The sequence below is a fragment of the Campylobacter coli genome, from assembly GCA_039516895.1.
In the GTDB taxonomy this organism is placed as follows: Bacteria; Campylobacterota; Campylobacteria; order Campylobacterales; family Campylobacteraceae; genus Campylobacter_D; species Campylobacter_D coli_B.
The window spans coordinates 664,959-678,864 of the sequence record CP154437.1 but is presented as its reverse complement, the minus strand read 5'-3'; the positions used below and the strand labels follow the sequence as shown (position 1 = coordinate 678,864).

General features: G+C 31.3%; 11 protein-coding genes. All 11 read right to left on the bottom strand.

The genetic code is table 11. The features are described from left to right. Positions 1 to 10 precede the first annotated feature (10 nt). Positions 11 to 1,783, bottom strand: coding sequence for a UDP-N-acetylglucosamine 4,6-dehydratase (configuration-retaining) (gene pglF / locus AAID94_03320; GenBank protein ID XAK24562.1), 1,773 nt, complete (start codon positions 1,781 to 1,783; stop codon positions 11 to 13). 2 nt (positions 1,784 to 1,785) lie between these two features. Then, positions 1,786 to 2,946 (bottom strand): UDP-N-acetylbacillosamine transaminase, encoded by a 1,161-nt coding sequence (pglE, locus tag AAID94_03315; GenBank protein ID XAK24561.1) that lies wholly within the window; start codon positions 2,944 to 2,946, stop codon positions 1,786 to 1,788. Between the two features lie 697 nt (positions 2,947 to 3,643). Beyond that, a complete protein-coding gene (gene pglD / locus AAID94_03310) occupies positions 3,644 to 4,231 on the bottom strand; it encodes a UDP-N-acetylbacillosamine N-acetyltransferase (protein ID XAK24560.1) in 588 nt (195 codons plus the stop codon). Further along, positions 4,218 to 4,820, bottom strand: coding sequence for an undecaprenyl phosphate N,N'-diacetylbacillosamine 1-phosphate transferase (gene pglC, locus AAID94_03305; GenBank protein ID XAK24559.1), 603 nt, complete (start codon positions 4,818 to 4,820; stop codon positions 4,218 to 4,220). The genes pglD and pglC overlap by 14 nt, the downstream gene beginning before the upstream one ends. After that, positions 4,813 to 5,943, bottom strand: coding sequence for a N,N'-diacetylbacillosaminyl-diphospho-undecaprenol alpha-1,3-N-acetylgalactosaminyltransferase (pglA, locus tag AAID94_03300; GenBank protein ID XAK24558.1), 1,131 nt, complete (start codon positions 5,941 to 5,943; stop codon positions 4,813 to 4,815). The genes pglC and pglA overlap by 8 nt, the downstream gene beginning before the upstream one ends. Positions 5,944 to 5,954: 11 nt before the next feature. Then, positions 5,955 to 8,099: an STT3 domain-containing protein gene (locus AAID94_03295; GenBank protein XAK24557.1), complete on the bottom strand. Its 2,145-nt coding sequence runs from the start codon at positions 8,097 to 8,099 to the stop codon at positions 5,955 to 5,957. A 3-nt stretch (positions 8,100 to 8,102) separates the two neighbouring features. Next, positions 8,103 to 9,200, bottom strand: a complete 1,098-nt coding sequence (locus AAID94_03290; GenBank protein ID XAK24556.1) for a glycosyltransferase — start codon at positions 9,198 to 9,200, stop codon at positions 8,103 to 8,105. Next, positions 9,188 to 10,117, bottom strand: a complete 930-nt coding sequence (locus tag AAID94_03285) for a glycosyltransferase family 2 protein (GenBank protein ID XAK24555.1) — start codon at positions 10,115 to 10,117, stop codon at positions 9,188 to 9,190. The genes AAID94_03290 and AAID94_03285 overlap by 13 nt, the downstream gene beginning before the upstream one ends. Further along, positions 10,110 to 11,186, bottom strand: a complete 1,077-nt coding sequence (locus AAID94_03280; protein ID XAK24554.1) for a glycosyltransferase — start codon at positions 11,184 to 11,186, stop codon at positions 10,110 to 10,112. The genes AAID94_03285 and AAID94_03280 overlap by 8 nt, the downstream gene beginning before the upstream one ends. Next, entirely contained in the window at positions 11,183 to 12,883 is a 1,701-nt protein-coding gene (locus AAID94_03275) for an ATP-binding cassette domain-containing protein (GenBank protein XAK24553.1), read from the bottom strand. Before AAID94_03275 ends, AAID94_03280 begins: the two co-directional genes overlap by 4 nt. Further along, positions 12,877 to 13,863 (bottom strand): UDP-glucose 4-epimerase GalE, encoded by a 987-nt coding sequence (galE, locus tag AAID94_03270; GenBank protein ID XAK24552.1) that lies wholly within the window; start codon positions 13,861 to 13,863, stop codon positions 12,877 to 12,879. The genes AAID94_03275 and galE overlap by 7 nt, the downstream gene beginning before the upstream one ends. Between the last annotated feature and the right edge of the window lie 43 nt (positions 13,864 to 13,906).

Below are 13,906 nucleotides of genomic sequence, written 5' to 3'. Positions count from 1 at the left end.
TAAAATAATATTAATTACCATCTTTATTATGATTAAATTCAGGAACTATTTCTTTTAAAATTTCGGCTACATTTTGACAATCTTGCAATTTTTTAATATAGTCATTTAAAATTTGCACATCCATCTTTTCATTTTTAGCAACAAAAATACTCTCATATTCTGTCTTTGCATCATTCTCATCGATTAGCAATTCTTCAAAAAGCTTTTCTCCGCGTCTTAAACCTGTAATTTTTATCTCTAAATCTTCTCGGTTGGATAAAATAAGCATTTTTTTAGCCAAATCCATAATCTTAACCGGCTCACCCATATCTAACACAAAAAGCTCGCCCCCTTTTGCGATAGCTCCAGCTTGCAAAACAAGCTGCACCGCTTCACTTACCAACATAAAATAACGCACTATATCAGGATGAGTTAAGGTTAATGGCTCATTATTTGCAATTTGTGCTTTAAATTTAGGTATCACACTTCCACTTGATCCTAAAACATTTCCAAAGCGCACACAAGAAACTTCAAAATTTTCATCACTAGAATTTAAAGTATAAAGCTCGCATACTCTTTTAGTACATCCCATGATGTTTGTTGGACGCACTGCCTTATCTGTGCTTATCATGACAAATTTCTTGACTTTATTTTTTTTAGCTACATCACATAAAATTTTAGTTCCTATGATATTATTAAGCACAGCAGAATGCGGATTTTGCTCGCAAAGAGGCACATGCTTATAAGCAGCTGCATGCAAGATCAATTCAGGCTTATACTCCTTGATAATCTCATCTAAACTTTGCTCATCTAAAATACTAAGCAAAACAGGGGTAATTTTTTCTTTATATAAACTTAAATCTTCATTGATTTTATAAAGATTATATTCACTATGATCAAGCATTATAAGATGTTTTGCACCAAATTTAATACACTGCTTACAAAGCTCACTTCCTATAGTTCCACCTGCACCACTTACTAAAACCACTTTATCTTTTAAAAATGAAGCTACAGCACTATCATCTAAATCTTTGGGTTTTCTAGCAAGTAGATCTTCTATGCTAATATCCCTTGCTTCATTTCTTGTAAAAGAAAAGATCTTAACATCACTAATTCCATAAGCAATAAGCTCTTCAAACAAAGCCTTAAGCTCGGCTTGATCCAATTTTAAAGCTATAATAGCGGTTTTAATGCCTTCATCAACATAATCTTTTATTTTACTTTTATCTTCAACAATAAATTTATCACAATATGTTCCTATAAGCTCTCTTCTAGCATCCACAACACCCACAGGAAAAAGTCCTAAAGAACCTTCCTTTGCCCCTTTTAATAAATGCAAGGCCTTTGAAGTAGCACCCACCACTATACAAGGAGTTTCTTCTTCTTTTGCACGGGAAGGCTTAAAGTCTACAAGCATTCTTTTAGAAATTCTTAAAGTGCCCACAAACATATAAGAAAGAATAAGATCAATACCTATAACCGAACGCGGGAAAGGGTTGAAAAAATCATCATAAAAATAAAAAATCAACAAAAAACAAATTTCAGCTAGAGCCAAAGCAAAAAATATTTTTCTCGCTTCACTTAGAGAAAAAAACCGCCATGCTACCTTATAAATCCTAAAAATAAATAAAAAAGCTATTTTTAAAACCAGTAAAATAAGCCCCGCTTTAATCATACCCTCATAAAAAATACTAGGAATTTCCCCACTAAAACGCAAAGAAAAAGCTAAAAATATAGAGAGTATAAATAAAAATGCATCAAAACATAAGAAAAAAATCAGCCTTTTACTTTTATAAAAATCCATCATCAAGCCTTTATGCTCTTGATAATAAGTTCTGAAATTTCACGCACATTATCTTTACTCATCGCTGTACCACTTGGCAAACATATCCCTTTTTTAAAGAATAACTCACTATTGCCATTTATATAAGCTTTAGCACCTTTGAAAACCTCTTGAGCATGCATAGCTTTCCAAAGCGGGCGTGTTTCAATTTGCTCTTTTTGCAAATCTGCTATAAGTTTTGAAATTTTTGGATGCAAAATCAAGTCTTTTTGTGAAATTTCTATACATTTTTGGCAAGAATTAAGCTCGTTTTCATCAAAATCAATTAAAGCTGTGCTTAGCCAGCGATTGCTTCTTGAATTTTCAAGCTCATCTAGAAAGACAAAACTATCGCCTAAAAATTCTTTATACCACTCATAAATTTCTCTTTTTTTAAGTACTCTTTGTTCCAAAACTTCCATTTGCGCTACACCAATAGCACCTAAAACATTGCTTAAGCGATAATTATAGCCATAATCTAAATGCTCATAATGCAAACAATTTTCCCTTGCTTGAGTACTATAAAATCTTGCTCTTTCGATTTTTTGCTTATCTTTACCTATAAGCATACCACCGCCTGAAGTGGTAATGATTTTATTTCCATTATAAGAATAAGCTCCAAATTCTCCAAAAGTTCCTAAAGCTCTGCCCTTGTAAAAACTTCCCAAAGCCTCGGCAGCATCTTCGATTAAAATAATATTTTCTTTTTCGCAAATTTGGACAATCTCATCCATTTTGGCCGCATTGCCATAAAGATGAGTTAAAATCAAAGCCTTTGGTTTTTTCTCACTCTCTTTAATAGCAAGCTTTAATAAATCAACATCAATATTAAAAGTCTCATCACAATCGATAAAAACAGGTTTTGCCTTGAGATAACAAATAGGAGCAACTGAAGCAATAAAAGTAAAAGATGAAGCTAAAACAATATCATCTTGCTCCACTCCTGCTACTCTTAAAGCCAAGTGCAAAGCAGCCGTAGCTGAATTTAGCGCCAAAGCATTTTCGCATTGAGCGTAATCTTTAACACTTTCTTCAAAACGATTTACAAATTCACCCAAAGGAGCTATATAATTGCTTTTAAATACTTCTTCTATATATCTTAACTCATTGCCACCCATATGCGGAGGAGAAAGAAAAAACCTCATTTTTTATCCTTTATTATAAAAAGTGATTTTACTAAAATGATGTATTTTATCTAAAATAATTTACTAAGTATCAAACGCTAAAATTCTTTTTGCAATCAAAGTTTATTTTTATACCAAATTTTGAGTTTTTCTAAGTCTTCTTTTTTATACATACTTTCAAAACATATCATTTTTTTATATTTAGTTTTTACAATAAGAATGAATACCTCTTTTTTGCAAAATAATCAAATTTTATTGTTTTGTCAATTTCTAAATCTTCTCATTTTACAAAATGCATATAAAAAGATTAAATCGACCAACTATAAATTCCATCTTCGCAAATTACCATTAAATTTACAATAGAAAAAAAGCAATAAAAATATACCCTTTCATAAAAAAACCGATATCTGTAAACTCCAAAGCACTTTTGAATTTTTATGTTCTAACTCAAAAAAAAAGGGGGGGGGTGATAAAAGTCTTAAAAATTACACCAAATTCCTATTGATCCACCAAAAAAACATAGCAATGCCGGTATATTTTACAAGCTTGCTGGAGTTAAACTTTAAATTCACTTTAAGTTTAAAAAGTATTTTATGTTTGAGAGAATTTTTTAAAGCAAATATGTAACATACTAAACATATAGTTAGTAAATTTATAACAATCCACCCCAAAGGCGAAGGACTTGCTATATAATCAACAAAATCATGCTTAAACTCGTTTACATCCTTTTTGCAGGCACTCCTACAAAAACACCCTTTTCACTTTGACTTTTCACTAAAGTCGCCCCACCCCCTAAAATACTATCATCTGCCAAACTTAAATTCGGCAAAACGCAAGAACTAATCCCTAAAAAACAATTTTTGCCAATTTTGACATTTCCTGCACACTTAGCACCAACGCTTATATGGGAAAACTCGCCCACCACACACTCATGCTCAATCACACTTGAAGTATTTAAAATCACACCTTTTTCGATTTTTGCCTTTGCATTTACCACTACATAGGGCATTATTAAAATTCCTGCATCTTCTGCTATATCCGCACTTTGGCTAATAATCGCACTTTTATGGATAAGATTTACAATCTTAAAGCCACTTTGTGAAATTTGATGAAAAAGCTTTTTTCTTATTTCATTATTTCCAATGGCTATAAAAATATCGTATTTTGGTAAAGAACTTTCAAATTTTTTACCCTTAAAATCATCTAAAAAAACACATTCTTCATAACCCAAGCTCATGGCTACATCAGCACAAACAAGCCCATGTCCACTCGCGCCATAAATGTAAATTTTTTCAGTTCTTGCCATTGAATTTCTCCGTTGTAACATGCCCTTCTTTGCTTACTCCGCTTCTTTTTAAAACCTTTAAGGCTGTTAAGAACATAATTTTTAAATCCAACAAAAAAGAAATATTTTTTACATAATACACATCAAGTTCAAATTTTTTTTGCCAAGAAATCGCATTTCTACCATTTACCTGTGCCCATCCTGTGATACCAGGACGCACTTTGTGACGGAGTTTTTGCTCTTCATTATAAAGGGGTAGGTATTCTACCAAAAGGGGTCTTGGCCCCACAAAACTCATATCGCCCTTTAATACATTAAAAAGCTGTAAAAGTTCATCTAAACTTAAACTTCTAACAATTTTCCCAAAAGCTTTTAAACGCAATTCATCACTTAAAAGCTCACCCTTTTCATCTCTTTCATCACTCATTGTTTTAAATTTATAAATTTTAAAAATTTTTTCATTTAAACCTGGACGATTTTGAGTAAAAATCACGCTACCTTGAGTTATTTTTAAAAGTAAGGCAGTGATTAAAATAAGAGGCGAAAAAAGTACCAAAAGAAACAAAGCCAAAACAAAATCTAAAATTCTTTTTATCCATTTTTCATACATTTTTAATCACCTTATCATAAAGTTCTAAATAACGCTGTGTGATAACATTTTCATCATATTGCAAGGCATCCTTGGCTGCATTTTTGCCTAGATTGATTCTTAAGCTTTCATCCTCTAATAAAACTTGTATTTTTTCGCTTAAATCTTTACTATCTTTAGTTTTAGCCCAAAGCCCATCATAAGCATTTGAAATTGCCTCAACACAACCCTCACAATCACTCACTACAATAGCTTTGCCACAAGCTTTCGCCTCTAAAACACTTACTGGAAAACCCTCTTTATAACTGGGTAAAACAAAGATATCACAATTTTGCAAAAGTTCTACTATATCGCTTCTAGCACCCAAATAAAAAACCTTGCCTGAATTTAAAAATTCCAAACTTGCACAAGAGGGATTATTATCTCTTCCGCCTACTAAAACAAAATTTGCTCTATCTTTTAAATGCTCTGCACTTTCATAAAATTCTTTTACACCTTTATGCCATAAAGCTCTAGCTATCATCAAAACAATAGGTTTTTCATCAATTTTTAAATTTTGCCAAAAAGCTTTTTTGGTTTCTTGATTTACCCTCATAGGAAAGAATTTTTTAAGATTAATGCCTACAGATTTAATCACGCAAATTTTATTTTCCTTAAGTCCTAAATTTTGCATAAAATCCGCATTAGCTTGATTTACAAAGATGAAAGAATCAGCGATTTTAAAGCTAAGTTTATAAAGAGTATTGATAACAAAACGCACTAAATTTGCTTTAAAGCCCTTCTCTATATAAAAAGATCCAAGTCCTTCGACAAGCCCAATTTTATAAGGAATTTTGGCACATTTTGCAGCTATTAAGCCAAAGGTATTGCTTTTATGCGCCCCACTTTGCAAAAGATCCAAATTTAAGCTTTTTAAAACATTTTTAAGATGTAAAAAATTTTTAAAAACAATTAAAGGATTTAAACTCGCTCTTGAAAGCTCATAAACAACGATATTTAAATTTAAAGCCTTTAATTTTTCGGTATATTCATCTTGTGGGACTATGACAAAAACCTCATCTCCTCTTGCAATCAAAGCTTTAATTATAGGCAATCTAAAATGATATATGCTTGCTCCTGCATGAGTTAAAAAGCCTACTCTCATTGTAAAAACCTTTAAATTTTGAGTTTAAAAACTTTTGCATCTCTAGCATTAATCACTAAATCATACAAATTTTTATCATAATTTCCAAGGAAAAACATTTGCACATAAGCACTGTTAAACATGGTTTTATCCATTAAAATAAACTGAGCATAAGGTATGGTGCTATCTTTAAGATAGAAAATATAAAATTGAGCCGTATTATCAATAGGAGTAATTTTATATTCACCTTGCTTGATAGAATTAATCTCTATGATGCTATTTACAGATATAGTACTGTTATTTATTTTAAAACTTCTAAAATCATCGTTTAATACAATGCCATTGCTAAGATAAATTTCTCCATTTTTAACATCAAGTGGATAAGCCGCGCTAAAAGTAAAAGGTTTGCTTATCTCACCTGTATCTAAATCCACAAAAGAAAAACTAGCCACGGTTGAGAAAATCAAAGACATTCTAGCTGGCATATAAATATATATATCACGTGTTTTTGGTGTATTGATTTTAAAATCAGGCTTGGAAAGCGAAGCTAAAAACAAATCCACATTATTTTGATTATAATCTTTCATCATGGCTTGTAAAAGATCATTTTTTAAAATATCATTTGGAGCAGCATAAAAACTTTTTTCTGTGTATTCTACACTAAGTCTTGCCATATTTGCAGCAGCTACTTGATCTTTACTTAAGGCAAAAGATGGGAAAAAATTATCCTTGCCTAAATGCTTACCCCCATCAGCCAAAGTCTTAACATCGCTGTAATACCTAATAGGATATCCATAATCCCACCAAGCTACCACATAATCTTCTCTTTGTGCAATTTCTTTAAGTTCATCTAATTTCGTAGCCTCACTTTGAGAAAAAACTGTCGGCGCTTTGTAGTTGTTGATATGATAGAACATAGGAATTAAGCTTAAAAAAGTCAATATAAAGACTCCTATATTGGCCCACCAAAAGGTATTATTGTTTTTTTGCTTTCTTTCTTGTAAAAGGCTCATTAAAAAACCAAATCCAAGTGCTAAAACAGGTACTGCATAAATAGTAAAACGAAGCCCGCTCTTAAGTGCTAAAAATCCTAAAGCTAACATCGGTAAAGCTAAAATCATACTTTTATGTTTTCCAACAAGTAAAACAAAACCAACTAAAGATATAAAAAATACAAGGACACTTCCGCTAATCCTTTGCATAAAAATACTCAAATCTATACTTTCTACTTCTTGTATGGTTTGATTTACATTAAAATACATAAAACCTTGGGCTAAATTCGCACTCTCATCGCTTCTAAAAATATAAAATTTAAGCTGATAAAGTATAGGATCAACCCCGCCACTTAGTATCAAAAATACCAAAGTTGCCAAACCTAAAATCCCAAGCAAAGCAAAGCTAAAACGCTTATTTTGCAAAACAAAAAGACTAAAAAGTATGACAATGATAGCGCTTTGATAAAACCAAGCTATATTTGAAAGCGTGATAGAAGCTAGAATGATAGCCATATAAAGCATTTTTTCTTTTATATGAAAAACCAAGGTATAGATAAATAAAAGTCCTAGCAGAGCAACATTTAAAGTATAGCTTGATGGATACCACCAAAGATAAATTCCTACAAACAAAGGCAGCGCTATCAAAGACAATAAATCTTTTCTTAAAATCAGTCTTATCATAAAGAAAACTATCATCATCGCAAGAACTATAACAAGCATATCAGTATCATAATATCCGCTCATCGTGCGATTATAATAACTATTGGCTATACTGGCTAGCAATGCTGCAACAAATCCCATTAAAGGACGTTTATATTCATTAGCGATTAAAATCAAAGGTATAACCACCAAAGAAGATAAAAAAGTACTGATATATATAAAAATGCTTTCTAAAGAAAAGGGGGTTATTTTATAAAACCAATATGTAAGCGTTGAAAGCGAAGAACCATAATAACTCAAATCATTAGGCTGATGAAAACCCGCTATCATATCTCTTGCACCTTCTGCAAAAGCATATCCATCATTGGAGATAATCATAAGTTCGTTATTGAAAAAATATTCATTAAATTCACTTGCCCAAAAAATCCAATAAAACCTACATAAAACACTAAAGGTATACGCCAAAATTATAAAAGCAAATAAAATAAAAGTTGGGTTTTTAAAGTATTCTTTTTTTAACATATTTTATCCTAATAAATATTTTAAAGCATTGCGTGCTATTTTTACCTTATCAAAATCAAGAGCTCTATCCCTTGCCTTTTTTTTGTAAGCTTTTCTTAAATTTTCATCCTCAAGCATTGTTTTTAAGCCCATAAACATAGAATTTTCATTATTTACTTCTACCAAAAGTCCAAACTCATCGTCTCCAAAAAGCTCTCTTGCACCACTTCTATGATCAGTGCAAACTACTGCACAGCCACAGGCTAGACTTTCGATTAAAACATTTGAAAAACCCTCAAATACAGAAGCAAAAGCAAAAAATTCACACTTAGACATGTATTTATAAGGATTATTATCAAAACCTAAAAGCAAAACCTTATCTTCCAAATTTAAGTCTTTAATCAAAGCCAAAAGCTCATCTTTTAGCACACCTTCACCCAAAATCACAAGCTTTAAATCTGTTTTTAATCTCGCATAAGCACGGATAAGCAAGGCGTGATTTTTACCCTCATCAAGCCTTCCCACGCTTAAAATAAATTTATCTTTTAAACTTATATCTTCAAGTGCTTTTTGCTCTATTTTTTCCAAATCTATGGCATTGTATAAAATTTCACACTTTGCTTTGTTGATTTTAAAATTGCACAATAAATCTTCTAAATTTCCTTTAGAATTAGGCAAAATCAAATCAGCTTTTGGATAAAGCAAAGAAATCAAAAGTTTATTGGCTAAAGAATTGAAATTGTTTTTAGCATACATCACGCTTGGAGTGGTACATTCGTTGATTACAAGGCGAGTTTTATTGCCAAATATTTTTGCCATCAATGCGATATAATTAGGCCTATTTAAAAAAACAAATTCCGTATCGATATTTAATTTTTGGCAAAGCTTTTTATATTTTAAAGCCAAAAAAGGAAGTTTTAAAAATTTTAAAATAGGATTTTCACTAGGTTTTGAACGCTCTAAAAAATGGATTTTGCATTCAGAAATTTCATAAGAAATTTTATCATTCATTAAAATTAAATGCACTTCAAATTTCAAACTTAAAATCGGAAGTAAAGTTGCCACCACTCTTTCGGCACCTCCGCTTCCTAAAGAATAAATAAAAATCGCTAATTTTTGCATAAAGCCACCCGAATTTTTGATAGTTTTTCAATCATTTTATTTGGAATTATACTTAAAGTAAGTAATATCAAAGCAGGAGTATTGATTTTAATACTCAAACTTTTGAATAAACAATGATAAAGTGCTTTATAATTTGCACTTAATTTTGCATAATAAGCTGCCATTTTATAATAACTCGCACAAGTTTTCCTATAATCATCATCCCCAGAAGCTTTTAACTCATTTTCTAAAATTCTCGCAAGCTCTAAATACCCCAAATACACCCTATGAGCATTTTTACTCGCTCCTAGTGTAACGCTATCTTTTCTAAAAACACGATAAATTCTAAAAGCTTTATGGATATAAAAACTTTTTTCTTCGTATAAATTCACCCAAAGCGTGGCTTCATTGCCATAAAATTCCTCATTAAAACGCTTATTTTTAAGCAAAGAAGCCTTAAAAACAGAAAAAAATTCCCCACTAAAACGCTGCATTAAAAAATCTTTCTTAGAAATTTCACCCTCTTTTTCCAAACCTCTACCGCTAAACTCATCGCTTAAAATTCCTTCTTTTTCTATAAGGCAATTTCCAAAAACATGAGAATAACCCTCATCTGCTTTTTGCATTAAAACGCCCAAGGCATAGGGTAAAAGCTCATCATCGTCATCTAAAAAGGTTATAAATTCTCCACTGGCCTTATCTAAGCCATTGTTTTTATTGCCATTAGGGCCTTGTTTGTAATTTTGATTTAAAAAATACTTAATGCGTTTATCGCTTTTTTGCAAATTCTCTACAACACTTTTAGTATCATCGCTAGAATTATCATCACTTATAATGATTTCTAAGTCTTTAAAATCTTGATTTAAGATACTTTGAACTGCCTTTTGAAGCAAGGAAGAGCGATTAAAAGTAGGAACTATAACAGAAAGTTTAGGCATTTTTAACCTCATCAATAAGCTCAAGCCATTGCTTTTTAATGTGAGAAATTTCAAAATCTTCACATCTTTTTTTAGCATTCATAACGATGTTTTTTCTTAGTTGTTCATCTTTTAATACAAGCTCAAGCTTTCTAGCCAAAGCTATTTCATCATCACAGCCCACTAAAAATCCGTCCTCATTATCGCTAATTAAGTCCTTAGCTCCATTATAATAAGAAGTTGAAATTCTACACACTTCAAAATACAAACTCTCAATCAAAACCGTTGGCAAACCCTCAACAAAAGAGCAAAGACAAAGCACTTTGGCTTTTTCATAAAGCGCTTTTACATTCTCAACACGCCCTAAAAATTTCACTTTTACGCCTAAAGATTTTGCTTTGTATTCAAGCTCTTGTCTTAATTCTCCATCGCCAGCTACAACAAATTCATAATTTTCTTGTAATTTTTTATCTAAATGTGCTATAGCTTTTAAAAACATTTTGGGGTTTTTGTTTTGATCTAAACGACCTATAAATAGCACTAAATTTTCTTTTTCAAAATGCTCATTTAAAGAAATTTCTGTGCTAAAATGACAAGGATTAGGTAAAAGCTTTACTCTTTTTACAAATTTTTCATAATAAATCTTATCGCTACTTCCAAGCACACTCAAAGCATCGCAAAAAGGATAACTCAAGCGTCTTAAGAAACGCCAAATTTTGGATTTTAAATAAGCTTCATTACTATGTTCGCTTATAATTAATGGGGTTTTTAAGCCTATCTTGGCAAAAATACAAGCGATATTTGTCGTATCTAAAAAAGAGATAAAAACATCGCTTTCATTTTCTTTTAAAGCTCGTCTTAATGCTAGGTATTTTTTAAAACGGCTTGCGATTTTATGATACAAAGTGTCAAATCTAAATTGCTCTAAAGTTATAAGTTTGATATTTTCTTCAAGTTTATAAAAAGAATCGCCCGCATGAAATTTGATAATGCTTACTTCATACTGAGTACAAAGCGCATTTGCTAAAGTTGCTAAAACACGCTCAGCACCTCCTGAATTTAAAGTGGCTATGATAAAAGTTATCTTCACTTTTTATCCTCCTTGAAAAGTTTGCCGTTTTCTAAACGATAGATGCTATCACAACGCGTGATAGTTGAAAGACGGTGCGCGATAATAATCATGGTTTTATCTTTAGAAATCTTATAAATTTCATCCATAATCCTTGCTTCACTTTCCGTATCAAGTGCGGAAGTAGCCTCATCAAGAACTAGAATTTCAGGATCTAAATACAAAGCTCTTGCGATAGCTATGCGTTGCTTTTGTCCACCGCTTAAATTACTCCCGCCATCGCCTACTTTTGTTTGCGCTCCTTGGGGTAAATTTTTCACAAAATATTCTAAATTAGCTTGTTTGATCACTCTTTGAAGCTTTTCTTCATCTACCTCATCTCCAAAGCTGATATTCTTAGCAATGCTGTCGTTAAAAAGATAGATATTTTGCGGGATATAACCTATTTTTTGGCGATAATTCTTAACATTTTTCATATTTAGCTCATTTTCATCAAGAAGTACTCTACCCTCTCTAGGACTTAAAAGTCCTATGATTATATCTACTAAAGTGCTTTTTCCACAGCCACTTTCTCCTATAAATGCGATCTTTTCGCCTTTTTTTATGCTTAAATTTAAACAAGTAAATAAATTCTTTTTATCCTTGTATCCAAAAGTTAAATTTTCTAGCCTTAATTCTTTATCAAAATCAATTTTTTCTTCGCCCAAACTCTCTTCTTTTTGCTTTAAAATTTGATAAATAATATCCAAAGAAGAGCGATAATAAAGCAAATCATGATAGCTTGTAATGATACGATTTGCACTTGGCATCAAACGATAAAGCGCTAAAACAAAGATAGAGATAGTCGCTAAAATTCCAGATATATCACTTTGATTTTTAAATACTAAAAAAACCACTATGAAAACAAGTACGCAAAATCCAACTCCTTCAAGATAAATTCTTGGCATAGCACTTACACTTTCATTGGTGATATTTGCCCTAGCAAAGATCTCACTTTGAGTTTTAAAAAGATTTAAAACACCATCTTCTTTAGTTTTGAGTTTTATTAATTTAAAATTATTTAAATTTGTATTAAGAATTTCAAAAAAATTCTTCATCGCTTCCTCGCGTTTAAGACCTGCTTTTTTAACGATAGGACTAAGAACTTTGATCAAAATAAAAGCATTTATAATCATAAAAAGACTTAAAAATAAAGTGATTTTATAATTTACTAAAAGCATGAGAGTATAAAGCAAAAGCACGACAAAAATTTCGCTCATCATCAGCAAAAATGATGAAATCATGGTGCTTAGATTGTAAACTTCTCCGGTGATAGACTTTAGAATTTCGGATTGATTTTTTTGAGTAAAATTTTCATAATCTGTATTTAAAAATTTTGCAAAAACTTTATAAGCGATAGCATGATACCTACCCTTTGAAAAGCGGGCTAAGAGGTGAAAATAATAACTATTTAACAAAGCACGCAAAACATAAAAGACAATAAGCACCACGCCAAAATAAACTATAATCTCAAAAACAGGTAAAGCAAGATAGTCTTTAAGCTGGATTAAATACTTATTTTTATCAAAATAAGAAAAATCACTAGCCAAAGTGATAAAAGGCATCACTAAAGAAATAGCAAAACTTTCTATAAAAGAAATAAAAACCGAAAAAAGCAGTAAAGAGAATAAAAATTTTTTATCCTCTTTGCTTAAAATAAAAAATATTTTTTTTAGCACTGCTTTTCCCAATCAAATGCAGATTTGCAAATAAGATCCAAATCATCAAATTTAGGCTGCCAAGAAGTAAGATTTCTAATTTTGCTTGCATCAGAAATCAAAACTGAAGGATCGCCTGCACGGCGTGGGGCAAGCTCGACTTTAAAATCCACCCCACTTACTCTTTTCATCGCATCAATAACCTCTTTTACACTAAAACCATGACCATAACCTACATTAAAAATATTGCTTTCATTATTTTCTAGATAATCCAATGCCGCCAAATGAGCACTTGAAATATCATCTACATGGATAAAATCTCTTATACAAGTACCATCTTTTGTATCATAATCATCGCCAAATATAAAAAGCTTGTCGCGTTTTCCTGCTGCACATTCTGCGGCTACTTTGATAAGTAAAGTCGCTTTAGGATAGCGTTGTCCTAATTTATAATCCATACAAGCACCTGCAACATTAAAATATCTTAAAATGCAGTATTTAAATTCAGGATGAGCCATATTTGCATCACGCAAAACCTCTTCGCTCATAAGCTTGCTGCGCCCATAAGGATTAATAGGCGCTAAAGGACTACTCTCGCTTACAACAGGGGTTGTAGGTTCGCCATAAGTAGCTGCTGTAGAAGAAAAGATAAATTTACCTACCCCTGTTTGGATACAAGTTTGGATTAAATTGGTTGTATTGATTGTGTTATTCATATAATATTTTAAAGGATTTTGCATGCTTTCAAACACTTCAATACTCGCTGCAAAATGCACCACTGCATCAAATTTTTCCCTTTCAAAAAGTGCTTTTACACCTTCAAAATCACTTAAATCTTGCTCAAAAAATTTAAATTCTCTTATATTTTGCAAATCATCAATAGCAATTTTAGAACCCTTAGAAAGATTATCTAAAACGCAAATTTCATGATTTGTTTTTAAAAACTGCCTTAAAGTATGAGATCCGATGTAACCTGCACCACCACTAATAAGAATTTTCATTTTTTACCTCGATGATTTAAAATTAAAAATCAATTTTAATATA